The sequence below is a fragment of the Paenibacillus sp. MZ04-78.2 genome (genome assembly GCF_024213375.1).
Taxonomy (GTDB): Bacteria; Bacillota; Bacilli; order Paenibacillales; family NBRC-103111; genus Paenibacillus_G.
On the sequence record NZ_JANAVJ010000031.1, the window covers coordinates 1 to 26,713 of the forward strand.

Consider the following 26,713-nt stretch of genomic DNA (forward strand, 5'->3'; position numbering starts at 1 on the left):
AGCTCAAAATTTACTACTGACGAGAATTTTCATTCTCTTTATGACACTCACTCAATGTTCAGTTTTCAAAGGGCAATGATGTTCGCCATCTTTCGACTTCATTTTACAATCCGTCGAAAGCGACCTCTTTAATATATCACATCTGCCTAGCTGATTGCAAGCATTATTTTTTAATTTTCTTTTTTCATGCTCGGCTCTTTCGAGCTCAACCGCAGAAGCGACAATGACTAATATACCAAACGTTTATGTACTTTGCAACTGTTATTTTCTTCCTTTCGTATTAATTCTAAAGCAAACAAAAACATGCTTCCCCCATAAAGGGCGAAACATGTTTTTGTTTGTCCGAAATTATTCGCCTTGACGCTCACGCATCAGCGGGAAAAGCAGCACGTCACGAATCGACGGCGCATTCGTAAGCAGCATCACCAGGCGATCGACTCCGATCCCAAGACCTCCGGTCGGCGGCATGCCGTATTCAAGAGCGCGTACGAAGTCTTCGTCCATTTCATGCGCCTCGTCGTTCCCCTGCTCCCGCTCCACCAGCTGCGCTTCAAACCGCTCCCGCTGATCGATCGGATCGTTCAGCTCGGTAAACGCGTTGGCGTGCTCGCGCGCCACGATAAACAGCTCGAAACGGTCCGTAAACCGCGGGTCCTGCTCGTTCTTTTTCGCCAGCGGGGAAATCGCCACCGGATGCCCCGTGATGAATGTAGGCTGAATAAGCTTCTCCTCGACGAACGTCTCAAAGAACTGGTTCACGATATGACCGAAGGTCATCATCGGCTCAACCGGCACATTGTGTTCTTTGGCCAATCGATGCGCTTCCTCGTCCGTCATCTGAACGCTGAAGTCAACGCCCGTCACTTCTTTAATAGCATCGACCATCGAGACGCGACGCCATGATGGCGCGAGATCAACTTCTTGATCTTGATACGTAATCTTGGTCGTGCCCAGCACTTCCTGAGCAATATGCGCGATCATCTCTTCTGTCAGCTTCATGATGTCTTTATAGTCGGCATACGCTTCGTACAGCTCGATCATCGTAAATTCCGGGTTATGGCGTGTCGAAATACCTTCGTTACGGTAGACCCGTCCGATTTCGTACACTTTTTCCATCCCGCCGACAATCAAACGCTTCAAATGCAGCTCAATGGCAATCCGCATATACAACTGCATGTCCAGCGCATTATGATGCGTAATGAAAGGACGAGCGGCCGCACCGCCCGCAATGGCATGCAGGGTTGGCGTTTCGACTTCCAAATAGCCGCGGGCATCCAGATAGCGGCGCATCGACTGAATGATTTTGGAACGCAAAATGAAGGTCTGCTGAACGTCTTGGTTCATGATCAAATCCACGTAACGTTGACGGTATCGCAGCTCGACATCTTTAAGACCGTGATATTTCTCCGGCAAAGGCAGAAGCGATTTGGACAGCACCTCCACCGATTGCGCTTTAACGGAAAGCTCACCGGTTTTCGTCTTGAAGACGGTGCCGCGAACACCGATCAAATCACCGATATCGAGCAGTTCGTACGCCTTGTACTTGGATTCTTCCAACGCATCGGCGCGCACATAAATTTGAATCTTGCCGGTGATGTCCTGAATATGGGCAAAGCCCGCTTTGCCCATTTCCCGCTTCTGCATAATCCGCCCGGCAATGCTTACTTCGGGGGAAAGCGCTTCAAGCTCTTCCTTGGACTTGTTTTCGTAGGCTTTGAAAATATCGCCGGCATGGTGCGTTCTGTCGAACTTTTGCCCGAACGGATCGATCCCAAGGCCGCGCAGTTCATCCAATTTATTGCGCCGAATTTGCAGCAATTCATTCAATTCCAATTCCACAGTCATGTTTCCAGCTCCTTGGTCGTATGTAAGGCTTCCCGGCTCTATAGTCAAAAAAGCTTCCTGAGGAAGCTCCTTTTGTTATCGCCGTTTACTTCTTGATATCGATAATTTCGTATTGAATAACGCCTGCCGGTACGCTGACGTCAACGATTGCCCCTTTGCGTTTGCCGAGAATGGCTTTGCCGACCGGGCTTTCGTTGGAAATTTTATTTTGGAACGGGTCGGATTCCGCCGTACCAACGATGGAGTATTCGACGATGTCCCCGAATTCGAGGTCCTTCAAGATGACGATGGAACCGACGTTCACCGCATCCGTATCGACTTCGTCGTTGTTGATAATCCGCGCGTTGCGCAGCAACTTCTCCAAAGTAAGAACACGGCCCTCAACGAACGCTTGTTCGTTCTTGGCGTCTTCATATTCCGAGTTCTCGCTGATATCGCCGTAACCGATGGCCACTTTAATCCGCTCCGCCACCTCGCGGCGCTTCACCGACTTTAAATGCTCCAGCTCTTCCTCGAGCTTTTTCAAACCTTCCTGCGTGAGAATGACTTCTTTTTCCGCCATTACTACCTATCTCCCGTCGTGTGAAAGATTTTCATATTTCGAGCCCAATCGAGTATGAATTCACTGATAATTACTATATGAACGCGACGCTGCTTGATGCCACTAACCGTCGGCCGCAAATGACTATTGACTGATTATATTGCAACCCCATTCAAATGTCAATTGAAGCCAACCGCCCCGGTTTCGCCCACCGAATGGGGCTAGTGAACGGTTGCCTCGCGTTGGTCGAACGATTCGATAAAGTCGGTGAGAAGTTGAACCATGGCGTCCCGTTTCGTCTGCTCCATAATGGCGTCTTTGATCCGCGCCGCTCCGTGCAGCCCCTTCAAGTACCAGGCCAGATGCTTGCGCATTTCCTTGACCGCCACCGCTTCGCCTTTCAGCGCCGTCAGCCGGTCCAGATGCAGCACCGCGATGCGGATTTTCTCTTGCGGGCCCGGTTCCGGAGGGAGCTCCCCTTTGGTCAAATATTGGATGGTCCGGTAAAGCATCCACGGATTGCCCAATGCCGCGCGGCCGATCATGACACCGTCGACGCCGGTCTGGTCGAGCATCCGTTTCGCATCCTCGGGAGTAAAGACGTCCCCATTGCCGATCACCGGAATCGAAACGGCTTCCTTGACCTCTTTAATGATGTCCCAGTTCGCGTGACCGGTATACATCTGCACTCTCGTGCGCCCATGAACGGATACGGCCGCGCCGCCACCGTTCTCTACGGCCTTCGCGTTTCGTACCGCATAAATATGATCGTCGTCCCAGCCGATCCGCATTTTCACGGTTAGCGGTTTGCTGACGGACCGGCTGACGGTCGAGACCATCTGCTCGATTTTGTCGGGGTCCAGCAGCCAACGTGCCCCCGCGTCGCATTTTGTAATTTTGGGCACAGGACAGCCCATGTTGATATCGATGATGTCCGCATTCGTATGCTGGTCCACATATTTGGCCGCTTCGACGAGCGTTTCGGTGTCGCCGCCGAAAATTTGGAGGCTGAGCGGCTTCTCCCGCTCGTCGACGTACAGCATCTCCAGTGTGCGATGATTTCCGTGCAGGATGGCTTTATCGCTGACCATCTCGGCACAGACGAGGCCGCAGCCGAACTCTTTCGCGATCAAACGAAAGGCCGGATTACAGACGCCTGCCATCGGGGCCAGGACCACTTTGTTCGGAGCGGTGACATTGCCTATCGTTAACATCGTATCTCTCCTTTCTGGGAAGGGTGATTTATTTGCCGCTTGCTTGGAAATAAAGCTCCTCCGGCTCGATCCCCAGCGTTTCGCATATTTTACGGACGATTTTCGGATCCGCCTTGCGCGTTCCCCGCTCTATGGAACCGAGTACGGCAATGGAAACTTCCAGCCGTTCCGCCAGCTCGTTTTGAGTAAATCCTTTTAATTTGCGAAAAGCGCGGATGCGCTGGGCTATTGCATTTTTTTCCAAAGTTTAATTCCTTCCTTTCCTTCCGCACGCTCCAAAAACGCTCGTAAAGGCTCGGCCTGCGGCTGGTGATGAAGCTCCAATACCTCGATAAGAGGAATCAGAACGAATGCCCGCTCATGCATGCGCGGGTGCGGCAGCGTCAATTCAGGCTGCTGCCGCCTGACATCGCCGTACATCAGCATATCAAGGTCAATGGTACGAGGGCCCCAGCGAATATCACGGACGCGGCCAAGCTGCCTTTCCGTTTCCATCAACTGCTCCAACAGTTGTTCCGGGGGGAGCGTTGTAGTCACCTCGATCGCCATATTCAAAAAGGGGGCCTGATCCGTATAGCCAACCGGATCGGTCTCATACAAGGCCGATTGTCCTGTAACGCGAATCTGCGGATGCTCCTGAAGCAAGTGAACGGCTTCCGTCAGGAAGCGCTCCCTGTCTCCGATGTTGGAGCCCAACCCGATGTAAGCCCTCTCCCAAGCTTCGGTCGACTGCATATCTCCATCGTTCATTAGCGGGCTTCCCGCTTCCTGTGAATTTCGACCGTGAAGCCGTCGAAATGAACCGCTACCGGCGGGTGCGGCTTGACGACGCGAACGGTCAATTCATTTATACTAGTATAAGTTCGCAATACCTCGGATGCAATATGCTCGGCCAGCGCCTCGACCAGCTTGAACGTTTTTTGCTCGACGATCGTTTTGATCAAATCATGTACCTCGGCATAATTGACGGTGTCTTCCACCCGGTCGGAGCGGCCAGCCCTGTCCAGCGGAAGGTACAGCTCCACATCCACGTAATAGCGCTGCCCTAGCTTGTTTTCCTCCGGAATAACACCGTGATATCCGTAAAAGGCCATCCCTTTCAGCATCATTTTATCCAACTTCATCTTCCTCCTTCAAGTCGCGGTCGCGTCATGCAAGCAGCCGCTTCATCGGTGCTGCGTTATGGCATCGGTCATATCGGCAACACGCCGCATGGCTTGTACATCATGCACTCTGATGATCCGGCAGCCTTGGGCAATGCCAAGCGCAACGGTAGCCGCGGTTCCTTCCACCACGTCATCCGTCGGCAAATTCAGCGCACGGCGGATCATGCTTTTGCGCGATGTGCCGAGCAGCACAGGGTAACCTAAAGAAACGATCCGGTCCAGATAGTTCATGAGTTGCAAATTGTTCTCGTACGTTTTGGCAAATCCGATGCCAGGGTCCAAAATAATCTGTTCGTCGCGAATCCCCGCTTGGTGCGCCCGACGAACCGTTTCCCGCAAATCCTCGATCACGTCTTGGATAAAGTTAGCATACACCGCTTCGGTACGATTATGCATCAGAACGATCGGACAGCCGTATTCTACAGCTACTCGGGCCATGTCCGGCTCCTTCTGTAATCCCCATATATCGTTAAGCAGACTTGCGCCCACAGCCATCGCTTGTCTTGCCGTTTCGGCCTTGTACGTGTCGATGGAAATCGGCGTAACGATGCCTGCCTGTCGCAACGCGCGAATGATAGGGATGACTCGTTCCAGCTCTTCTTCAAGCGATACGGCGGGAGCGCCCGGACGCGTCGATTCGCCGCCTACGTCAATGATATCGGCTCCTTGCGAGATCATGTCCAAAGCCCGGGCAACGGCAGCGATCGGATCAATGTACCGGCCCCCGTCCGAGAAGGAGTCCGGGGTCGCATTAAGAATCCCCATCACGACTGACCTCGACCCGCTCAACAGCTGTTCGAGCTTGTTAGAATTCGCCATGCTAGCGTTCATCATTTTCCTCCCTAGCTTCAGCTATTATACCATGCCGGAACAAGCGTTCCTATACCTGGACAGCAATCTTTCCGTAACAGGACCTGCCGTGCCGCCGCAGACGGTGTGCTCCTTCCCTTCCCGGTTCAACAGCCTTGTCACAGGAACGATTTCTTGAATGGAATTCGTCAAAAATACTTCGTCCGCTCCGGTAAGATCTTCCCACCTGTACAAACCCTCCGATACGGATAATCCGGTCTCTCGCGCCATCGTCATCACATAGCGTCTCGTGATGCCTGGCAGAAGCCCCGTTTCCACCGAAGGCGTATGCAGTTCTCCGCCGCGCACAAAAAACACATTGCTGACGATCCCTTCTGATACGAAGCCTTGGGCATCCAGCAGGAGACCTTCTGCCTGAGCCGCCCAAGGGTAGCGCCGGAGTTCTTGTTTTGCCAAAATATTGTTCATATAATGCAGCGATTTGTGTCGAATCGTGCCTTCCGGCGAGTTTCGACGGGATTCGAGGAGCTGCAGCGGCTTGCCGCTGCTATAAACCGACGAATCGATAGGCGGCAACGATTTTATATAAAGGATTTCCGTAGGGTGCTTGTACGGTTCGGCCGGAAGACCGAGAATGTCCGTGCCCGCCGTAACCGTAAAGCGGAAGTAGGCATCCGTCAAGGCGTTCGCTTCAAGCAGTCTGCGAATCCGGGCACACAAGCCGTCCGGATCAGGAACGTAGCGGATGTCCAGCTCCCGGCAGCCTGCGTCCAACCGCTCGAGATGCCATTCCAACAAAAAGGGACGTCCGCCGTAGGTGCGGAACGTCTCGAATAACCCCATACCGTAAAGAAAACCGTGGTCGTATACGGAGACCACGGCCTTTTGTTCCTCTATGACGTTTCCGTTTAAATCGATTTTCACGCTTGGCTCACTGCCGTTTCGTTCAAAAAATTGCGCAGCATTTGGTGCCCATGATCGGTAATGATCGACTCGGGATGGAATTGAACGCCTTCGATCGGGTATTCTTTATGGCGCAGTCCCATAATTTCGCCCTCGGCCGTTTCGGCGGTGATCACGAAGCAATCGGGCAGCGTTTCTTTTTTTACAATCAAGGAATGGTACCTCGTTGCCGTGAACGGAGACGGCATATCCTTAAAGACCCCTTGACCGTCGTGGAGTATTTCCGAGGTTTTTCCGTGCATCAGCCGCTCTGCGCGGATCACTTCGCCGCCAAACGCCTGTCCGATCGATTGATGGCCGAGGCAGACGCCGAGAATGGGAATCCGGCCTTTGAAGCGTTCGATCAGCGACAGGCTGATTCCCGCTTCGTTGGGCGTGCAAGGCCCCGGAGAGATCAAAATATGGTCCGGCTTTAACGCTTCGATCCCCTCCAGATCGATCTCGTCGTTGCGTCGAACCTCGATCTTTTCGCCCAATTCCCCCAAATACTGCACCAAATTGTACGTAAACGAATCGTAGTTGTCGATGACCAAAATCATGATTTTTTACCTCCAGTGGGACATGGATTTCGTTCGCTATATTGGATTGCTTTCCACATGGCTTTTGCTTTGTTAATCGATTCCGTGTATTCCTTCTCCGGAATCGAGTCGATGACAACTCCCGCCCCGGCCTGAACATATCCTGTACCGCCTGCTGCGATGAGCGTACGTATGATTATATTAAATTCCATATCGCCATTATAGTCAATCCAACCGATAGACCCGGTATATGGTCCTCTTCTCACCGGCTCCAGTTCCTCGATAATCTCCATGGTGCGGATTTTCGGAGCGCCGGTAATCGTGCCGCCCGGGAACGTCGCGGCAATGACATCGAAGACATCGCGTCCCTCGGCCAGCTTTCCTTCAACTTCCGACACAATGTGCATCACGTGGGAATAGTACTCAATGACCATAAAGTCTTTGACCTTTACCGTCCCGTATGTCGAAATTCGTCCGAGATCGTTGCGCTCCAAATCGACAAGCATGATATGCTCGGCCCGTTCTTTCTCGTGATGAATCAGCTCATCTTCCAGTTGCCGGTCTTCTTCCGGGCTCATGCCGCGTGGACGGGTGCCTGCGATCGGACGGGTGCGGACGGTCCCTCGTTCAAGCTGGACCAGCAGCTCCGGGGAGCCCGATACAAGCTGAAAATCACGAAATCGCAGCAGTCCCATATAAGGGGAAGGGTTCACCAGCCGCAGCCATTCGTAGATTTCTTCAGGCGAGGCCTCAAGCCGCTTGTTCTGGCGCACTGACAGATTCACCTGAAACACGTCTCCGGCACTGATGTAATCGCGGATTTTGCGTACCGCATCCATGTAAGCTTCTCTCGGAAAATCGGCAGCCATCCCTTCAATGGCATCCACGTCCACCTGAAGGCGGTCTTCTTCTATTAGCACCCGCTTCCGGGCCGCTTCTTCCTGCAAGAGCGGATTGGCGGCAGCCTCCGTCAATCGATCCCACAAGCCTTTCATCCAGGCCGCGGACTGCTCCGCTTCCTTATAGCGGGCTTCAAGCCAACCGGGCTCGTCCAGTTGTTGCGGCGAAAGCTCCGTGTGGACCGCGCAAAACAGCTGATTGGTTTCATGATCAATAATCCAAAGCTCGTTCACTCGAACAAAAGCATAGTCGGGCACGGGCAAATCGGCTTTCGCCCGAACCGGCAGCCGTTCAATGGTGCGGACAACATCGTAGCCCCAGAATCCGACGCATCCGCCTATCCACTTCGGGGCCCCTTCTACAACCGGCGAGCGGGAAGGGGCGAGCCAGCTTTTGACCAGCTCCAGCGGCGCTCCATGCCGCTTCTCTTCGCTGCCATCCTGTTGCGTGACCGTCGCCTCGTAGGCTGTGCCTTGAATAGCCGAAACGGGCCGAATGCCAAAAAAGCTGTAGCGGCCGCCCTTCCCGCTCTCCAGCACGAAGGAACCTGGAGCCGCTTCCTCCCATACAGGCGCCCAGGAAAGCGGGCGGCTTTGCTCTAGTGAAAACCGGATAACATATGGAAGCACGGTGTAGTCCTGAGCCCACTGCTGCCATTGATGATAGGATGTCAGGAGCATGTTCCGTCCTCCTTTTGCGTTCGTCGTGTAATGTTGGGATTAGTATACTTGAAATTGCGGGGGAATAAAAGGGCGGCGAAATTGGGAAGGGAGTCGGAGATGAAGCGGGAGAGCCCGGGCCCCTTGCGCAGTCTGCGGAAAAATCGCGTTTCGCTTCAGCTCAGACACGTTTTGCTCCATCCCCCTAGAATTTTATGGAAGTAGAAGGGGATGAAGCAAAAAACTCGCCGCGAAACGCGATTTCTCCTTCGACTGTTCCACGAGCAAAAACAACTCCTATCCCAATTTCATAAGAGGGGTAGAAAGATAAAAGCCTGCTCAACCTTTATGGGATGAGCAAGCTTAGATTTCCTCTGAAAAAGGCTTAGTCCTCAAATTGATATAGCGGGGTGGACAAGTAGCGCTCGCCGTTGCTTGGGACGACAGCAATGACGCGCTTGCCGGGGCCAAGTTCCTTGGCGATCTTCAGTGCGGCAAAGATGGCCGCTCCGGACGAAATGCCTCCCAGAATGCCTTCTTCTTTCGCTACTCGGCGGGACGTTTCGAACGCTTCCTCGTTCTCTACCGCAATGATGCCGTCATAAATGGCGGTATCCAGAATTTCCGGCACAAAGCCTGCGCCGATCCCTTGAATGCGGTGCGGACCCGGCTTACCCCCGGACAATACCGGAGAAGCCGCAGGCTCGATAGCGTAAATTTTAATGTTCGGGAAGTTCTCCTTGAGCACCGAACCGGCGCCTGTAATCGTTCCGCCCGTTCCGATTCCGGCAATGAAAGCGTCCAGCTTGCCGTCATGTGCGTTGATCGCTTCGACGATTTCCGGACCGGTTGTTTCGCGGTGAATTTTGACGTTCGCTTGGTTTTTGAACTGTTGAGGCATGAAGTAACCCGGATTTTCGGCCAAGATTTCTTCCGCACGCTTGATGGCGCCCTTCATCCCTTCCGCACCCGGCGTCAGCTCCAGCTGCGCACCGTAAGCGCGAAGCAGATTGCGGCGTTCCATGGACATCGTCTCCGGCATGACCAAAATTGCCTTATAGCCTTTAGCCGCGGCGACCATCGCCAGGCCGATTCCCGTATTTCCGCTCGTCGGCTCGACGATCGTATCGCCCGGTTTGATACGGCCTTCCTGCTCGGCCACTTCAATCATGCTGATGGCAATCCGGTCTTTTACGCTGGCACCCGGGTTTTGGAATTCCAGCTTTACGTAAATTTCCGCGCTGCCCTCCGGCACGACACGGTTTAATTTGACCAATGGCGTGTCCCCAATCAATTGCGTAACGCTTTGCACTAATCTGGCCATTCCGTTCTCCTCCTCAAGTTCACATCAAAATATCCGAGTAATTTAGTAGGTATTATATTGTAATCTTATCAACCCCTACGATGGTTGTCAATACAATTCCCTGCCGTTTTCTAGAAATTAGCCCGGACCGATACTTTCCACTTGTCTCGGAGCGTGCGCAGCATCTCCTTCATCGGAGGAGCTTCCCGAAGGGCCAGATCCTTGCGGACCCGCTCACGAACCACTGCAGGGTCTTCCTTGGAAGTTTCTTTACGCTCTCTCAGCTTCACGATGACATATTTGCCGTCGACTTCGACAGGTTTTCCGATTTCCCCTTGCTTCAGCTGTTTGGCAGTCTTCATGATCGGAGTGGGAACGAACGGATCGCCCTCTTCCAGCCAGCCCAAGTCTCCTCCGCTATCGCGCGTCGCATCATCAAGGGAACGTTCCTTGGCTACCTCCGCAAAATCGGTTCCTTTGGACAAGTCGTTCAAGGCCCGCTGGGCCTGCTCCTTGCTAGCCGTCACGATCTGCTGCAGGCGGAACTCTACGCGTGTCTGAAATTCATCCGGATGCGCCGCAATATAAGCCTGCACTTCTTCCTCCGTGATCCGAATGTTGTGAATGGCAACTTTATCGGCTAACAGCTTGTGGTAAATGTCTTCTTTGAGCTTCTCGGGAGTTAAACCCAACTGATTTTTCATCGTTTCTAAAAATTGTTGCTCGCTTTCGTACCCCTGCTTCATCCGCTTCAGTTCCTGCTGCACTTCGATGTCGCCGACTTCGATGCCCAAGGCCTTCGCCTCCAAGCGCACCACTTCCCGGTCGATCATTCGGTCCAGGAGTTCGCGCCCATGCGCCGCCAGCAGCTGTGTTTCCAATTCGGCTAACGTAATCTTTTTCTCTCCGATCGTGGCCAAAATTTGCGCCTCTCCGTCCTGCTTCTGGGGGTCCGGATATTTATCGGTAGGGGATGGGGATAAGGAGTGGGCCATTAATACGGAGGATAGGATGACTACCGCGACCAGCAACACAGCGATCATGCCCCATAATACTTTAATGTTTCGCATACCCTATCTCCTCGTATAATCACTCTCTATATCGACCGGGCGGCTGCTCGCCATCCCGTCGTTTTATATGGACTTGAGAATCGCTTCAAGGTCTTCCCTGCTGAAACGATAGGCTTCGTTGCAAAAATGGCACACGATTTCCGCTTTGCCGTCTTCTTCCACAATTTGCTGTAATTCATCCCGCCCCAGACTTATTAAGGTCTGCTCTACGCGCTCGCGCGAGCATTTGCACTGGAACCGAATATCGTCTCGTCTCTCCAGCACTTCGGCTCCGGGAAGCAGCGTAGCGAGGATGTCCTCCAAACGGTCTCCGTGGTCAAGCAAGGACGTAATCGGCGGAAGAGCCCCAAGCTCCTTTTCAATCTGCGTAATCTCGTCATCCGTTAACCCCGGCAGCAACTGAATGATGAATCCGCCGGCAGTCTTCACGGTATAATCCACGTCGACCAGCACGCCCAAAGCGACAGCCGAAGGCGTCTGTTCGGACTTGGCAAAATAATACGTAAAATCTTCGCCGAGCTCACCGGAAACGATCGGGATGCTGCCACGGTAAGGCTCCTTGAGTCCGAGGTCTTTAATGACATACAAAAAACCGTCAGTACCGACAGCACCGGTCACGTCCAGCTTGCCGACCTGGTTCAAAGGCAAATCGACGGCCGGATTGTCCACATACCCGCGTACTTCTCCGTGAGCATTGGAGTCCGCGACAATCTGGCCGATCGGCCCGCCGCCTTTGACTTGAACAGTCAGCTTCTCTTCGCCTTTAAGCATAATACCCATCATCAGCGCAGCCGTTGCCGTACGTCCTAAAGCAGCGGTCGCGGTAGGCGCAGTCTGATGGCGGCGGCGCAGCTCCTCGACAATTCCGGTAGTGCGGACGGCAAAGGCGCGCACTTTTCCTTCATAGGCCGTGGCCCTGATTAAATAATCTTGCATGACAAAGCTCCTTCTGTTCGAATGACGCTACAAGTTAGGGTCCCGGAAGCCGGAATAAGGAGTCCTACTTGCTGCGAATATGCAGTTCTCTAGCTGATGTTGCGTTCATATATAATTTGCAATCCCTGCAGCGTGAGAAGCGGATCGATTAATTCGATCGTGCGCGATTCCCCTGCAATGAGCTCTGCCAGTCCACCCGTTGCAATAACTTTCGGCTCCACCCGGAACTCCTGTTTAATCCGTTCCACGATTCCGTCCACTTGACCGGCGAAGCCGTAAATAATTCCGGCCTGCATCGATGCAATCGTATTACGACCAACGACGCTTTTAGGTTTCACCAGCTCAATGCGGGGCAGCTTTGCCGCCCGTTGATACAGAGCTTCGGTGGAGATACTGATCCCGGGCGCCACGGCACCGCCGATGAATTGGCTCTTCTCGTCAATATAGTCGAACGTCGTAGCTGTTCCAAAATCGACCACGATACAAGGCGAGCCGTACAGCTCGATAGCGGCGACTGCGTTCACGATCCGGTCTGCGCCAACTTCCTTCGGGTTCTCGTAACGGATATTCAGTCCGGTCTTGATACCAGGTCCTACAATCAATGGCGCTTTCTTTAAATAATTTAAACACAATTGTTCCAGTACAAACATCAGCGGCGGCACGACGGAAGAAAGAATAACGCCGTCGACTTGATCCAGGCCGATTCCCGCATGCCGGAACAGGTTGTACATGGTCATTCCGTACTCGTCCGAAGTGGCGGACCGGTTGGTACTCAGCCGCCAGTGGTGAAGCAACTGCTTCCCTTCATAGATCCCGAGCACGATGTTCGTATTTCCCACGTCCACCACTAAGATCATGGCCGGTCCACCTTTTCTCCTGCGGAACCTTTCTGTTCGTTCAAATCCAAGCTGATATCAAGCGCCTGAACGGAATACGTCAGCCGGCCGACGGAAATGACGTCCACCCCGCTCTGGGCAATGCTGCGGACACTGTCCAGCGTAACGTTACCCGACGCTTCTACCATGATATGCGGAGCCTGGCTTTTCATGCGCTGTACGGCATGCGACATTTGCTCCGGCGACATGTTATCGAGCATAACAACGTCAGGACCGGAAGCTAACGCTTCTTCCAGCTGCTCGAAGTTTTCCACTTCGACTTCAATCTTCATCGTATGCGGAATTTGAGCGCGGGCCGCCGTAATGGCTTGATGGATTCCTCCCGCCCCCTTGATATGGTTGTCCTTGATCATGACGGCATCATATAATCCGAACCGGTGGTTATGTCCTCCCCCGACTCGAACCGCATACTTCTCCAGCATCCGGTGGCCCGGCGTCGTTTTGCGCGTATCCACAAGACGAACCGGCAGTCCTTCCAGCCGGTTCACAAACTGGCGCGTACGCGTAGCGATGCCGGACATCCGCTGCAGCAAATTCAGCGCGAGACGTTCCCCGAGCAAAATGCTGCGGGTGCTGCCGGATACTTCCGCGATCACGGTGCCGTACCGAGCCGCCGCGCCGTCGTTCACCTTCGCTTCGAAACGAAGCTGCGGGTCAACCAATGCGAAGACCGCTTCGGCCACCGGGAGCCCGGCGATAATACCCTCGTCTTTGACGTGAATAATGCCTTTGGCTTGCGATTCCGCCGGAATCGTCGTCATCGTCGTGACGTCGCCCATCCCGATGTCTTCCTCAAGCCAAGCTCGCAAGCTCCGTTCCAAATTCGACCGGTTCAACTCAAACATCATCAATCCGTCCTTCCGTAATGCCGTTTGCACGATTAAACACGGTATGCTTGTGCCAGACCGCGTCATCTTTGTCCGGGAAGTCCTCCCGGTAGTGTCCCCCGCGGCTTTCCTGCCTAATCAAAGCGGCCTGCGTCGTCAGAAGCGCGCAGATGAGCAGATTGGCAAATTCATATTCTTCCCGCTTGGCCAAACAACTATCGAAGATCGATACGTGCCGCTTCAGCTCGTTGTACCCTTTTTCCAGTCCTTGAGCGTGCCGTTTGAGTCCTGCGTATATGAGCATTACCTTTTGCAGCTTCAGCTTCTTTTCGACAACGGGCTGAATGGCGTTATCCTTGGACCGTCGCTCCTCCCGGATATGGGGAAGCTCTGCGATCGGCGACAAGCGGTCGATCCGCTCGACAATCCGCCGCCCGAACACAATCGCTTCGGAAAGCGAGTTGCTGGCCAGCCGATTGGCCCCATGTACCCCCGTAGAGGATACTTCCCCGCACGCAAACAGACGCTTGACAGCTGTTTCTCCGTGCAGGTCGGTCTCTACACCGCCCATCATGTAATGAGCCGCCGGAGCTACCGGAATCCAATCGGACGACAAATCGAGTCCGTAGGACAGGCAGTATTCGTAAATCGTCGGAAACCGGTGCTTCACTGTTTCTTCCGATTCGTGCGTAAAATCAATGTAGACGAAGGTCGACTTGGTGTTCTCCATTTCGCTGACGATCGCCCGGGCAACAATATCCCGCGGAGCAAGTTCCAGCTGCGGATGATACCGTTCCATGAACCGCTCACCGTTAATATTGCGCAGTACGGCCCCTTCCCCGCGTACCGCTTCAGAGATAAGAAACCTCGGGGCTCCCGGATAGCACAAAGCCGTCGGATGGAACTGAATAAACTCCACGTCCCGAATATTCGCTCCTGCCCGGTAAGCAATCGCAATGCCGTCCCCGGTGGCGATATCGGGATTGGTCGTATAACGGAACAATTGCCCCGCTCCGCCGGTACATAGGATGGTCGCCTTCGCGTGAACGATCACCCGGCTGCCGTCCGGCCTTTGAACCAGCGCGCCGTAGCATTCGCCGTTATCCGTAATTAAATCGATTACAAAATGGTCATCCCAAATGTCGATATTCGGGTCCTGCTTCGTTTTCTCGGACAACGCACGCACGATTTCCGCGCCGGTAGCGTCCCCTTGCGCATGAAGAATACGCCTCTGGCTGTGTGCCCCTTCTTTCGTCAACGCATAGCGTCCGTCTTCCATATCGAATTCGGTCCCCATCCGGATCAAATCCGTAACCCCGACGGGCCCTTCGTGCGCCAGAACATCCACGGCCACAGAAGAGCAAAGTCCGGCTCCCGCGATCAGCGTATCCTGCCGATGATAGGCCGGCGAGTCTTCGTCCGAAATGACAGCCGCAATTCCGCCTTGGGCGTACCGGGTATTGCTGTCAAGCAGCGACTTTTTGGTAACCATCAGCACTTTGTGGTTCTCTGCGGAACGCAGTGCCGTGAAAAGACCTGCGATTCCTGCGCCGATCACAATGACATCGGTATGTACCTGCGGCAGCAGCCGCACATCGAAATTAACCAAATAACGAGGTATCATCAGCTCTCACCCGTTCAACAAGGAAGTAGCGCATGCTACTTGACCTGCAGCATGCGCTCCAAAGATGCTCTGGCTTTGTCGGCCACTTGCGGTGGTACATAAATTTGGGGTTGGTTCGTCTCCAGACATTTGACCACTTTTTTCAGGTTGTTTACCTTCATATTAGGACAGACCAAATATTTGGTGGCAAAATGGAACGTTTTGTTCGGGCTGTCAAGCCGGAGCTGATACCCCGTACCGTCTTCCGTACCGACAATAAACTCCTGGCAATCGGATTCCCTGCAATATTTGATGATGGCCGTTGTACTGCCGACAAAATCGCCGAGTTTGACGACCTCCGGGCGGCATTCGGGATGAACGACGAATTGGGCATTCGGATATTGAGCTTTCATCTCTTCAACATCTTTGACAGTCAGCATGTCGTGAGTGTTGCAGTACCCTTCCCAAATAATCATTTTCTTATCGGTAAATTTGGAAACGTAATCACCGAGGTTTTTATCCGGGACCCAGATGATTTCATCGGAGTCGACCGAATTGATGACTTTGATCGCATTGGCCGACGTACAGCAAATGTCGGTTTCGGATTTGACTTCCGCCGACGTATTAATGTAAGCCACGACTTTAGCGTTTGGATGCTTTTGCTTTAACGCCCGCAGACCGTCGACATTGACCATGTCGGCCATCGGACAGCCGGCCCGCTCGTCCGGGATGAGCACCGTTTTGTTCGGGGCCAATATTTTTGCGCTTTCGCCCATAAAATGCACGCCGCAGAATACAATCACATCGGCGTCAGTGGAAGCGGCTTTTTGAGCCAACAGGAACGAATCCCCGCGGAAATCGGCTACCTCTTGAATCTCGTCACGTTGATAATAATGAGCAAGTATAATGGCATTCCGTTCTTTCTTCAGCTGGACGATCCGCTCTTTCAGCTCTTTTTGCTGCTCCGCTTTACGCTCCAACGCTAATGCTTCCATGACGCACCATCCTTTTTTTCGTATGACCACCCTGATGTTTCTGACTCATTTCTCTGTGCTGCAATCGCTGGTGAAAATGTTCACAAAGTGTTTGAAGATTTACACTTAATTTACACAACAGACCGGGCGGTGTCAATGCTGAAATAGGTACAAAAAAGGCCGGAATATACCGGTTTCGTATTATGGACCGATCCGCTCCCCTTTCCTAAGGCTAGTTTCTCAATCAGCGTCCTTTTTTAACCTGTACAGATACGGAAAAACCGGTGCCATGTGGCACCGGTTTTATTTGCAAAATTATTTATTTTCCTCTTTATCGCCATCCGGCTCGTTTTTCACGAAATCCAGCTTGTTGGCTTCGGATTCTTGATGCTGCCCCTGGATGTTCACTTTCACATCTTCCGGCTTCGCTTCCCCGTCTTCTTTCACGGGCCCAAGCTTGCCAGTCTCGATAAGCTCGCGAATTTGGTCTTTCTCCAGCGTTTCTTTCTCGATCAACGTTTCGGCAATCAAGTGCACTTGGTCGCTGTACTTGGTCAAAATTTCTTTGGCCCGGTCATAGCAGGTGCGCATAATCGATTGCATCTCTTGGTCGATCTCGTAAGCGATGGCATCGCTGTAGTTCTGTTCATGTCCGATATCCCGGCCCAAGAAAACTTGGCCCTGGGTCGTACCGAACTGCATCGGTCCGAGCTTGTCGCTCATCCCGTACTCCATGATCATGCGGCGTACGATGCCTGTGGCTCGTTGGAAGTCGCTGTAAGCACCCGTTCCGATTTGACCGATGAACAGTTCCTCGGAGACGCGCCCTGCAAGAAGTCCGGTGACTTTGTCAAGCAGCTCGTTCTTTGTCTGCATCATCCGGTCTTCGCCTTCCTTCGGCAGCATCATGACGTAGCCGCCAGCGCGGCCGCGCGGAATGATCGTTACCTTGTGCACAACGTCAGCGTCTTCGACATGAACACCAACAATCGTATGGCCGGCTTCGTGGAAAGCGACCATCCTTTTCTCGCGATCGCTGATGACGCGGCTTTTCTTCTGCGTACCGACGATAACACGGTCGAACGCTTCGTCGATCTCATCCATCGAAATGTCTTTGCGATTGCGACGTGCCGCGATGAGCGCTGCTTCGTTCAACAGGTTCTCAAGGTCCGCACCGGTAAATCCAGTTGTGTAACGGGACAGCTGATCCAGCTTCACATCTTTAGCCAACGGCTTGTTGCGCGCATGTACCTTCAGCACCGCTTCGCGGCCTTTCACATCCGGACGATCAACGGTAATTTGACGATCGAAGCGTCCCGGACGCAGCAAGGCTGGGTCCAAAATGTCCGGACGGTTCGTTGCGGCCACGATGATAATTCCTTCGTTGGCGCCAAAGCCGTCCATCTCAACCAGAAGCTGGTTGAGCGTCTGCTCACGCTCGTCGTGCCCGCCGCCTAGTCCGGCGCCGCGCTGACGGCCGACTGCATCGATTTCATCTATAAATATGATACAAGGTGCGTTTTTCTTGGCATTCTCGAACAAATCGCGTACGCGGGAAGCACCAACGCCGACGAACATTTCCACGAAATCGGAACCGCTGATACTAAAGAACGGTACGCCAGCTTCACCGGCTACGGCTCTGGCAAGCAACGTTTTACCGGTACCCGGAGGACCGACCAACAGAACCCCTTTCGGGATGCGGGCGCCTACGGCTGCGAATTTGCGCGGGTCTTTCAAAAACTCAACAACTTCAATCAGCTCTTGCTTCTCCTCATCGGCTCCGGCAACGTCCTCGAACGTTACGCGCTTCTTCTCTTCGTTATAGAGCCTTGCCCGGCTTTTGCCGAAATTCATGACTTTTCCGCCGCCACCCTGCGCCTGATTCAACAGGAAGAAAAACAGGATGAAGATGATCACAAACGGGATAATGGAGGTAAGGAAACTGATCCAAACATTGTCCCCTTCCATTTTCTCGATGTAAACGTTACCTGTGGGAATGTCGCTTTTTTCAATCAAACGGAAGATTTCCGGTTCATAAGGCGCACGAGATTCGAAATTTTTCTTATCCGTAGTAGCGTTCTTATATTTCCCCCGAACCAGATACGTTTGAGCATCGTATTTTACGATGATGGATTCGACATTCTTTTCGATTAAGGCCACGCGGAGCTTATCATAGCTGATCGTGTCTTTCTGTTCATTCTGCGTACTGATAAAATGAACGATTCCGACGGTGACCAAAAAAATGAGCAGATAAAAGCCTGTGTTGCGAATAATGCGATTCATCCCCTACCTCCTCTCAACAACGGCAACTTTGTATATTGTACCACAGCAAGTCTTGGCATCTCAAGAAATGCTATTGGGAGTAAACTTCGGGCTTCAGTACGCCGACATACGGCAGGTTCCGGTATTTCTCCGCATAGTCCAAACCGTATCCCACCACGAACTCGTCCGGGATCACGAAGCCTTTATAGTCTGCGTCCAACTCGGCCGATCTACGCGCCGGTTTGTCGAACAATGCGGCGACTGTAATGGAAAGGGCGTTGCGGCGTTCAAGCACGTCGATCAAATAGCTTAGCGTCAAGCCGCTGTCGATAATATCCTCGACGATCACAATGTGGCGTCCCTCCACGGAAATATCGAGGTCCTTAATAATTTTGACCACACCCGACGATTTCGTCGATGCGCCATAGCTGGACACGGCCATGAAATCGAGCTCAAGCGGAATCGTGATCTGCTTGACCAAATCGGCCATAAAGATGAATGCGCCCTTCAGCACGCAGATGACCAACGGGTTGCGTCCTTCGAAATCTCGGCTGATCTGCTCGCCCATTTCTTTGATTTTGTCTTGAATTTGCTGCTCGCTGTACAGTACTTCTTGAATGTCGTTTTGCAAGAGAGGTCCTCCCACTTAATAAAAATCTTTGCCATGTTCCACTTCAATATGTAGCATTCGCTTCGTCCGACCGGTAATCACAGCGGCCGAAGACCGCCGAACGCCCGGTACCCAAAGCACGCTGCCGCCGGCGTCCGCAATAATCGGAATCGTCTCGCGCAAAGTAGGAGGTACTTTCGCATCGATGAACATATCTTTTACCTTTTTCGTCCCGTTTAGTCCGAGCGGCTTCATCCGGTCTCCCGGAAGGCGGCTTCGGACCGTGAGAGGCATGGCAAGTTCCTCCGCATCGAAACAGGCGGTCCAGGCATCGGTACATTCAGGGTGCACCTCTTCGCTGTCCAAGGAGCGGAGCGTAAGGCGGACTCCCGTCTCAGGAATCGCAAGCTCCGTCTGGCCTTCGCGCAGCATGTACGCGTAAGGGAGAGGTCGTAACACCATAGTATGAACCGCGATACGATCATATTCCCTGCTGAGCGCGATGTTCTGCCCGATTTCCAATCGAAAATTGGACGGTCGTTCGCGGAGAACAGCCGTCCGAAATTGTTCGACTTTCGGGAAATCCATGGAGTCCGGGTCAGAAGCAAGATAATTTAATATTAGTTTAATCAACCGCCTTTGTAAAGCAACATGTACCCCCGTAAACCATTTTGCGGAAAAGCTGTAACCGTCGTTTTTTCGGGTTACGTGCCGCTCGCAGATCCGTCGGACTTCCTGGTCCATAAAATCGTCTTCTCCGGCCATCGTCTCCGCCAGCCGATTCAACGCCGCAGGCAGCTGTTCGTTGTAGCGGGACAGAAAGGGAAGCACGTCCATTCGAACCTGATTGCGAGCGTACTTTCTCTCCAAGTTGCTGCTATCCGTACAATACGGCAGTCCTTCCGCTTCGCAGTACCGGATAATATCCGCTTTGTATATACGCAGCAAGGGGCGTATGAGTTCCAAATTATTTTCTGCCACTCTGCGCACCGGAATACCTGACAATCCCGAAGGCCCCGTTCCGCGCAGCAGCCGCATCAGCATTGTCTCCGCCTGATCGTCCGCATGGTGGGCGAGCGCGATTCGACGGGAATCCGTTCGCCTCGCTACGTCGAACAAAAACTTGTACCGCTTGTCCCGGGCGGCGGCTTGGGGATTCTGACCCGTTTCTTCTATAATACGGGGCATATCGATGAAGCCCATTTCTACAGGGAGGCCCCATCGCTCGGCGAGCGATTTCACCAGCTCCGCCTCCCGGTCCGCTTCGGCGCCCCGGAAGCCGTGATTCACGTGTGCGACGGTGAGCCGAAGACGATAACGGCCGGATAACGCAAAAAGGAGGTGCAGCAGCCCAACGGAATCGGGTCCGCCCGATACCGCCACGACTACGCCGTCCCCCGGTTCGATCAATGCTTCGTGTTGTATGAACCGCTCCACTTGCGCGGATAATGTTCCTGCCGTCTCCATGAATGAACAACCTCTCGTCTGACGTGCCTTCTCGTTTCGTTTGACTATTACCCGATCCGGCCCGTCTTGAATTGCCTTTATCTACATTTTATTGGAATACGAAATAAATAGCCGCGCCGAACAACACCAGGGAAGCGGCGAAACATAGCTTAATCCAGCCCCCTTTGACCGGCTTCTTACGCACCGGACGGTAAGCCGAGCCGCGCGCGCGCCAGTCGGCCAGCGCTTGCTTGGAGCTCGTGTAGCGGCCCATCAGCGCTTTGCGCAGCACAGGAGCCGACGGCGCGAGCAGCGCATTATCCTTCAGCATATCGAGCAGCCACTCGACGCTCCGATTTTGCGGCAGCAGCGAATTCACGGAATGAAACCGGCGTTCCCGGTCCGTCACGCTGAGCACCAGCACGGCGAAGGAGAACAAATCGTACGCATCGTCCGCCATCCTCGTGCCGGCATTCCAGAAGCCGCGGTCGTACACCTCGGTAAACTGCTTCACCGCGCGCCCTTTGGCCGTTACACCGCCGAAATCGATCAAGGCCACATCGCCGTAGCCCGATATGATCATATTCTCGGCTTTCAGGTCGCCGAAGACGAAGCCGCTCGCATGCAGCTCGGACAGCTTCCGCAGCAGGTTCAGGCCGATCAGATGAATCCAATCGCTGCCGTACTGCTTCATGTATTCCGTCAAGGACTTTCCCTTGATATACTTTGTGACGCAAAAAGGATAATCCGTACCCTCCCATGAAAAATCGTCGACATCAATCAGCGTCTGTTGAAACGATGTGGACGACTGGGACAACGCTTTCAGCACATTGACCTCGGACTGATGATCCACGGCGTCAAAACCGACCTTAAGCGCGTAATACCGCTTCCCTTGGGAGACCAGATATACTTTGCCGTTGGCTCCTTCGCCAAGCAGCCGCTCCACACGGTATGCGTTATGATTCCATTTGCCGTTTACGAGGGTTCCCGCCGGAAAAGCGGGCCTAAACGACGTAGTCACCGAATATCCCATCCTCGCTTGATCTCATACGGCTATCGGCCGTCCGCCGATCCCCCGCTGCATTATGCTTGCTTCTACATGTATCATCGGCCGGGCCGTTCATAAATTCAACGACTTTGAGCAGCGCCGGTCCTGTCGGCGTCGTACCCTTCATGTTTAATTTATAAAACAACCGTTTCAAATTTGCAAGGTCACGGGTCCAATCGAAGTCCATCTCGACCTCCTGATCACCCGATACGTTGCCCGGAAAATGAAAGACAGACAGCAGACTCTCGCCCATTCGCGATTGCAGACTGAGCTGAAGATCGTAGATCGCTTCCTTGACGGCGGGCAGCTTCGGCTTCATGCTGGCGCTGGCATCGATCAGCAGAGCGACCTTTAAATCCGCCGTTTCCGTCAAATCGTCAATAACCCGCACCACTTCGGACCGCTGCTCCGGCGGTAGAGCCTCCAGCTTCGTCGTCTGGCCCAGAATGCTCCGCAGCTCTTGTCCAACCACCTGCTGGATCGTCTGAACAACCGTTTTGCGCGTTATCATCTGCATCGTTTGCGAGAGCTGCGACGGCTGCGCGGTCCGGCTCATGCCGCCGCCCGCAGCGGCAATCTCGTCGATCTCGGAAGCGCCCAGCTCGCCGATCTCCCCGGCGTCCAGCACCCCGATGACGTGAACGATAATCCCTTTCGCTTTCGCTTCCGCCGCCGCGACGACCGGGCTGATTCCGACATTGGAGCAGCCGTCGGTCATAAGTATGATCTGCTTCATCTGTTCATCCTCCCATCTATCTATTACCCAGTTTTTCCAGTTGGGAGAATTCTAAACTTGCCCTCCAGTGTTACATTTTGAACAATGCAAAAAACAAAAAATCCGACCCCGCTTAACAATAAGCAGATCGGATTCATTTTTCGGGTTCAGACTGGCCCTTGTTCAGCAATCCTTGCTCAGCCATGCTGCAATACTTCCCATCGCCTGTTATGATATGATCGAGCACTTCGATCAGCATCAGATTGCCAGCTTCGACAATCCTCTGCACGATTTCGATATCCTCTCGCTTGGCGTCGGATCGCCAGAAGGGTGATTATGGAACAGCCGCAGCTCCCCCCCATAGATACTGCGGCTGATTTCGCACCTGCATTAGCTGACCGTCTTCGGACGGTCGACGCGCTGCATGCCGGGCCAGCGGAACGTTGCCCACTCCGGTTGGAACTTCGAGATCCGCGCGACGACCACCGTCATGTCGTCATAAATATCCCCATGGTGATACCGCACCACCCTTTCCAATAAAATGTCGGCAAAATCCTGCGGACTGTCCGCCTCGATCTCGCTGATCATCCGTTTCATCCACAACTCCTTATTCACCGCATGCCCCGGCGCGTCGTAAATGCCGTCCGTCATCATGATCAAAATATCGTCATGCCGCAAAGGCACGCTGACCAGATCGACGTCGATATCATGCACGATCCCTACAGGCAAATTGTTGGCCGAAACCGGGAATACCTCATCCCCTCTCTTAATAAAGCTTGGCGTCGATCCGATTTTCAAAAAGGTGGTCTGCGCGTTGTATAAGTCGATCAGCGCCACATCGACCGTCGCAAACATCTCGTCCGACGAGCGAAGCATCAGCACCGAATTGACGGATTTGATTGCCAGCTTCTCGTCCATGCCGGATTGCAGCAGCTGTTGCAATATCGACAGCGCCGTGCTGCTCTCCGCCCGGGCCCGCTCGCCATTACCCATGCCGTCGCTCAGCGCCACCGCAAACTTGCCGTTGCCAAGCTCCACGGTGCTGAAGCTGTCGCCCGACAGCAAATCCCCTCCTTTGGCCGCCCCGGCCACTCCGGTTTCGACCTCGTATTCCTTCGCCGAGCCGAACAACACCGTGCTGTAGCCTTCCTTCCGCTCCATCGCCTGCTCGTTCTTGACGGCAATGTTCTCCCCGACAATCTCGGAAAGCAGCGGCGCGATGATTTTGCGGCATTCGTCAAAGCCCCTCGTATATTGATGAACGATTTCGATCTCGACATTGCCTTCGTCCAAGCTGATGACGTCGATGCTATGTATGGAGAGTCCCAGTTCCTCCAGCGCGCTGCGGATCTGCTCTTCCTGCATGAAGAGCTCATGTCCTTCCCGTTTGATCTCTTTCGCCAGGTCCTCCATCACCTGCGATACGCCGGACAATTGATCCGCTACGATCTGGCGGCTATCGACGATCTGCTTCTTCCAATGCTGATCGTGCTTGTACAATTGATACTGCTGCTTCATCACCTCCAGCACTTGATCCGGCTTAATGCACTGCTTCTTCCACTGCGGCCGGATATCCTTGCGCGACATATTTTCCCGAAGCTCCACCTCCGTCATCATATCGGTCATAAATTTATACGTCTGATAAAACTTGCCGTCCCAGCACTGCTTCCTCTTCCAGCAGTTCGCGCACGACTTCTCCGCCACCGAATTCATGAAGTGGCCGACTTCCTCCTCCTTGCGCGCCGACTGCGCATCGACGGTCACCTGCTTAAAGCTGCGGGAAAGCTGCTTGAACACCTCGGAAAATTGCTCGACGCGGCTGGCGGTCACATCCCGCACCCGCTTGGCGTAATCGTGCTGTGACTTCAGATTTTCCTGTGTTCCCGGCACGTATTTGGCCAGCATCTGAATGACTCCCTTCGGCGTCATCAGAAACAGCGAGACCGCGGCCACCGATTCCCATGTGGAATAAATCACCTCCGACGAATTGCCCAGATAAAAGGAAAGAATGGAAGAACCGATCAGCATGCCGAGCGCTACAGCCATTTTATTGCCTTCGCGCAGCAGCCCGGCAAGCATCCCCGCAAACGCCAGCAAGCTCATCTGGTAAATGGCGCTTGCATTGGCGAGGCTTAGAATGAGCCCGGAGATGACCCCCACGGAAGCCCCGAGCGGCGCCCCGCCTACGAGCGCAAACAGCAGGATCAAGTACCGCGACATCACGTGCTCCAGCGTAACCGGCCCGATGAACCAGCCCACGGTTCCCGTCATCACCGAAGCAAGCAGAATGATCAGACAGATGACTTCTTCGTTTTTTAAATTGTAATTTTTGCGGGTTAGCGTAAACACGGGAATCGCTTGCAGGAAGATATGTGTCAGAATGAGACTCAGCGTCGATTCGATGCCGGTCATCATCAGCGTATACCAGCTCAGTTCCGCAGAGGCCAAATGGGAGAAAAGCTGAACGAAAAACGTGGCGGCGAACACGATTCCCGGAGCAAACGAGATGTCGGACCGCTCGAACCTCTCTACGCCTTTTTGGATCAGCAGGAAGACCAGCATCTGCCCAACCAGGTATCCCGTATGCTTCGGATCGATGGAGAACAGACCGCCCGCAGCCAGAAATACACCGGTCCAATAGAGCAGCTCCCGCCGCAAAAAATACATGACTGCGAAAAAGGCGACCGCGAACGGCGCGAGCTGATCGAGAATCATCGCCCGGCCCAGCAAAAACGCCATCAGCAGCAGCAATATCGACCATTTCTTGGCGACGAACCACTGCACCAACCGGTTTTTCACGACCAACGCAATCATGCCTTGCTTAATCCGAAGCACCCATCCCGACGCTGTCGTTCCCATTGCATTCATACTTTGACGTTTTTGCATATTTTCATCACACCACCCATAAACTATTAGTGGTCTTAGTATATAAGCTGTCCATCGGAAAGTTTGTCAGAATGCGGGGGCTGGTCCAAAGTTTTTTCCGACAAAATGAGTTGCCGCCGCGAATCGCCCTGAACCAGCGAGTGAACAGAAATTGAAAGCGCTATCATAAATTACGGTTTCGTACACGTCACTTTATGTTCGGAACTTGTTCGCAGCGGACCTTTGTCCTTTACGTTACAACCTGTCGATTCGCCGGGACCGCCCGAAAGATACGACAAAAAAAGTCCGGCCCGCCCTGACTTGTGACAAAGACATGGCTTTCCCGCCAAACCAGCGGAAAATGGACAAACAAAAAACCTGATCGTCTGACGATTTTCACCGCCGGACCTCAGGTTTATTCACTGCCTTTAAAATTATAGCGGCAGAGGGGATCGAACCCCCGACCTTACGGGTATGAACCGTACGCTCTAGCCAGCTGAGCTATGCCGCCGCAACAAGCATGAGTATATAACAGCGGGGAAGGGCTTGTCAAGCACCCGCAAAAAAACCGAATGGACCTCGGCCCATCCGGTTCCGTCTATTTATTAGTCACGACGCGCGCCGCGTCCGCCTCTTTTGCCCTCGGTATTTTTCTTCAAGGAAGAGATGCGATCCTCGCTGTCTTTCAGAAAACGCGCCATTTTATCTTCGAAGGTAACGTGCTTGTTGGCGGGAGGTCTACCACCACCACGGCCTCCACGGTCCCCTCGGCCGAAGCCGCCGCGGTCGCCTTGTCTGTCAAAACGAGCGGGCCTTGTCGGAGCGGCATCCACCGGGCGATCGACCGCTTGCTTGATCGATAATCCGATTTTGCCGTCTTTGTCGACATTAATCACTTTTACGGTCACGATATCGTTAAGCTTCAGATGATCATTGACATCCTTGACATAGTTGTCCGCAATCTCCGAGATGTGCACAAGGCCGGTAACCCCCTCAGATAGCTCAACGAACGCCCCAAAGTGAGTAATGCCTGTCACTTTTCCTTGCAGCTTGCTGCCCACTTCAATTGCCATAAAGTAAACTAATCCTCCCTTAAATAGTTAAGAAACAATGAGAAATTGAAGCTATGCCGATTATAACTTATGGAGAAAATACGGTCAACACAAGGCTGTGCCCATCTTTTGCCGTGTTACTATTGGGCTGGTTTCGGGGCATAGAACAACGTTTCCCCTTGCTTGACATAATGCAGCTCTTTGCGAATTTTTTGCTCTACGTACTCGGGGTCATTCAGACGCGCGATCTCACGCTGCAAGGTTGCGTTCTGCTGCTGCGCTTCCGCTTCTTTCTGCTGGACTGCGCTAAGCTTCTGGCTGCGCTCGCTGATTTTATCGACCTGATTCCAAAGTGTGACGCCGGCCCAACTCAAAAAACAAGCCAGCATCAGCATGACCAAACGGCGTCGGCGAAAGGAGCCTTTGTTATGCGATTGCATCGGATTGGTTTTCGAGACAGCCTGCATGTACCAGAAATCCTCCTACGTAC

At 53.3% G+C, this 26,713-nt stretch carries 26 protein-coding genes and 1 tRNA gene; all 27 read right to left on the reverse strand.

Translation table 11 applies throughout. From position 1 onward, the window contains the following. Positions 1-348 precede the first annotated feature (348 nt). Entirely contained in the window at positions 349-1,845 is a 1,497-nt protein-coding gene (gene lysS, locus NLX71_RS18925) for a lysine--tRNA ligase (RefSeq protein ID WP_254365355.1), read from the reverse strand. A gap of 85 nt (positions 1,846-1,930) precedes the next feature. Next, entirely contained in the window at positions 1,931-2,407 is a 477-nt protein-coding gene (greA, locus tag NLX71_RS18930) for a transcription elongation factor GreA (protein WP_254365356.1), read from the reverse strand. 200 nt (positions 2,408-2,607) lie between these two features. Continuing rightward, positions 2,608-3,600, reverse strand: coding sequence for a tRNA dihydrouridine synthase DusB (dusB, locus tag NLX71_RS18935; protein WP_254365357.1), 993 nt, complete (start codon positions 3,598-3,600; stop codon positions 2,608-2,610). 28 nt (positions 3,601-3,628) lie between these two features. Continuing rightward, positions 3,629-3,844: a helix-turn-helix domain-containing protein gene (locus NLX71_RS18940; RefSeq protein ID WP_090674533.1), complete on the reverse strand. Its 216-nt coding sequence runs from the start codon at positions 3,842-3,844 to the stop codon at positions 3,629-3,631. Then, positions 3,826-4,350, reverse strand: a complete 525-nt coding sequence (folK, locus tag NLX71_RS18945) for a 2-amino-4-hydroxy-6-hydroxymethyldihydropteridine diphosphokinase (protein ID WP_254365358.1) — start codon at positions 4,348-4,350, stop codon at positions 3,826-3,828. Before folK ends, NLX71_RS18940 begins: the two co-directional genes overlap by 19 nt. Then, a complete protein-coding gene (gene folB / locus NLX71_RS18950) occupies positions 4,350-4,718 on the reverse strand; it encodes a dihydroneopterin aldolase (RefSeq protein WP_254365359.1) in 369 nt (122 codons plus the stop codon). The genes folK and folB overlap by 1 nt, the downstream gene beginning before the upstream one ends. A 48-nt stretch (positions 4,719-4,766) precedes the next feature. Further along, positions 4,767-5,597, reverse strand: a complete 831-nt coding sequence (gene folP / locus NLX71_RS18955; RefSeq protein ID WP_254365360.1) for a dihydropteroate synthase — start codon at positions 5,595-5,597, stop codon at positions 4,767-4,769. 24 nt (positions 5,598-5,621) lie between these two features. Continuing rightward, positions 5,622-6,500: an aminodeoxychorismate lyase gene (gene pabC, locus NLX71_RS18960; protein WP_254365361.1), complete on the reverse strand. Its 879-nt coding sequence runs from the start codon at positions 6,498-6,500 to the stop codon at positions 5,622-5,624. After that, positions 6,497-7,078 carry an aminodeoxychorismate/anthranilate synthase component II gene (gene pabA, locus NLX71_RS18965; protein WP_254365362.1) on the reverse strand — a complete coding sequence of 194 codons (582 nt, stop codon included), beginning with the start codon at positions 7,076-7,078 and terminating at the stop codon, positions 6,497-6,499. Before pabA ends, pabC begins: the two co-directional genes overlap by 4 nt. Further along, a complete protein-coding gene (locus NLX71_RS18970; protein ID WP_254365363.1) occupies positions 7,075-8,637 on the reverse strand; it encodes an anthranilate synthase component I family protein in 1,563 nt (520 codons plus the stop codon). Before NLX71_RS18970 ends, pabA begins: the two co-directional genes overlap by 4 nt. A gap of 364 nt (positions 8,638-9,001) precedes the next feature. Continuing rightward, positions 9,002-9,940, reverse strand: coding sequence for a cysteine synthase A (cysK, locus tag NLX71_RS18975; protein WP_254365364.1), 939 nt, complete (start codon positions 9,938-9,940; stop codon positions 9,002-9,004). A 110-nt stretch (positions 9,941-10,050) separates the two neighbouring features. Continuing rightward, positions 10,051-10,989: a peptidyl-prolyl cis-trans isomerase gene (locus tag NLX71_RS18980; RefSeq protein WP_254365365.1), complete on the reverse strand. Its 939-nt coding sequence runs from the start codon at positions 10,987-10,989 to the stop codon at positions 10,051-10,053. A 63-nt stretch (positions 10,990-11,052) separates the two neighbouring features. Continuing rightward, positions 11,053-11,925, reverse strand: a complete 873-nt coding sequence (gene hslO / locus NLX71_RS18985; protein WP_254365366.1) for an Hsp33 family molecular chaperone HslO — start codon at positions 11,923-11,925, stop codon at positions 11,053-11,055. 89 nt (positions 11,926-12,014) lie between these two features. Continuing rightward, positions 12,015-12,782, reverse strand: a complete 768-nt coding sequence (locus tag NLX71_RS18990) for a type III pantothenate kinase (protein ID WP_254365367.1) — start codon at positions 12,780-12,782, stop codon at positions 12,015-12,017. Beyond that, on the reverse strand, positions 12,779-13,666 hold the full coding sequence (nadC, locus tag NLX71_RS18995) for a carboxylating nicotinate-nucleotide diphosphorylase (RefSeq protein WP_254365405.1): 888 nt from the start codon (positions 13,664-13,666) through the stop codon (positions 12,779-12,781). Before nadC ends, NLX71_RS18990 begins: the two co-directional genes overlap by 4 nt. After that, positions 13,659-15,272, reverse strand: a complete 1,614-nt coding sequence (gene nadB, locus NLX71_RS19000; protein WP_254365368.1) for an L-aspartate oxidase — start codon at positions 15,270-15,272, stop codon at positions 13,659-13,661. Before nadB ends, nadC begins: the two co-directional genes overlap by 8 nt. Before the next feature lie 35 nt (positions 15,273-15,307). Continuing rightward, a complete protein-coding gene (gene nadA / locus NLX71_RS19005; RefSeq protein ID WP_254365369.1) occupies positions 15,308-16,246 on the reverse strand; it encodes a quinolinate synthase NadA in 939 nt (312 codons plus the stop codon). Between the two features lie 294 nt (positions 16,247-16,540). Continuing rightward, positions 16,541-18,508, reverse strand: coding sequence for an ATP-dependent zinc metalloprotease FtsH (gene ftsH, locus NLX71_RS19010; RefSeq protein ID WP_254365370.1), 1,968 nt, complete (start codon positions 18,506-18,508; stop codon positions 16,541-16,543). A gap of 70 nt (positions 18,509-18,578) precedes the next feature. Further along, entirely contained in the window at positions 18,579-19,118 is a 540-nt protein-coding gene (gene hpt, locus NLX71_RS19015) for a hypoxanthine phosphoribosyltransferase (RefSeq protein ID WP_254365371.1), read from the reverse strand. A gap of 15 nt (positions 19,119-19,133) precedes the next feature. Then, positions 19,134-20,564 (reverse strand): tRNA lysidine(34) synthetase TilS, encoded by a 1,431-nt coding sequence (gene tilS / locus NLX71_RS19020; RefSeq protein ID WP_254365372.1) that lies wholly within the window; start codon positions 20,562-20,564, stop codon positions 19,134-19,136. 88 nt (positions 20,565-20,652) lie between these two features. Beyond that, the gene (locus NLX71_RS19025) at positions 20,653-21,564 is read right to left on the reverse strand and encodes a protein kinase domain-containing protein (RefSeq protein WP_254365373.1); all 912 of its coding nucleotides are present in this window, start codon (positions 21,562-21,564) and stop codon (positions 20,653-20,655) included. Next, on the reverse strand, positions 21,548-22,327 hold the full coding sequence (locus NLX71_RS19030; RefSeq protein WP_254365374.1) for a vWA domain-containing protein: 780 nt from the start codon (positions 22,325-22,327) through the stop codon (positions 21,548-21,550). The genes NLX71_RS19025 and NLX71_RS19030 overlap by 17 nt, the downstream gene beginning before the upstream one ends. Before the next feature lie 133 nt (positions 22,328-22,460). Continuing rightward, a complete protein-coding gene (locus NLX71_RS26665; RefSeq protein ID WP_309248969.1) occupies positions 22,461-22,595 on the reverse strand; it encodes a JAB domain-containing protein in 135 nt (44 codons plus the stop codon). A 101-nt stretch (positions 22,596-22,696) separates the two neighbouring features. Continuing rightward, the gene (gene spoIIE, locus NLX71_RS19040; RefSeq protein ID WP_254365375.1) at positions 22,697-25,192 is read right to left on the reverse strand and encodes a stage II sporulation protein E; all 2,496 of its coding nucleotides are present in this window, start codon (positions 25,190-25,192) and stop codon (positions 22,697-22,699) included. A gap of 416 nt (positions 25,193-25,608) precedes the next feature. Beyond that, positions 25,609-25,682: transfer RNA gene (locus NLX71_RS19045), tRNA-Met, on the reverse strand. A 94-nt stretch (positions 25,683-25,776) separates the two neighbouring features. Then, positions 25,777-26,244: a S1 domain-containing RNA-binding protein gene (locus NLX71_RS19050; RefSeq protein WP_054975013.1), complete on the reverse strand. Its 468-nt coding sequence runs from the start codon at positions 26,242-26,244 to the stop codon at positions 25,777-25,779. 119 nt (positions 26,245-26,363) lie between these two features. Next, the gene (locus NLX71_RS19055; RefSeq protein WP_254365376.1) at positions 26,364-26,690 is read right to left on the reverse strand and encodes an FtsB family cell division protein; all 327 of its coding nucleotides are present in this window, start codon (positions 26,688-26,690) and stop codon (positions 26,364-26,366) included. Positions 26,691-26,713 lie beyond the last annotated feature (23 nt).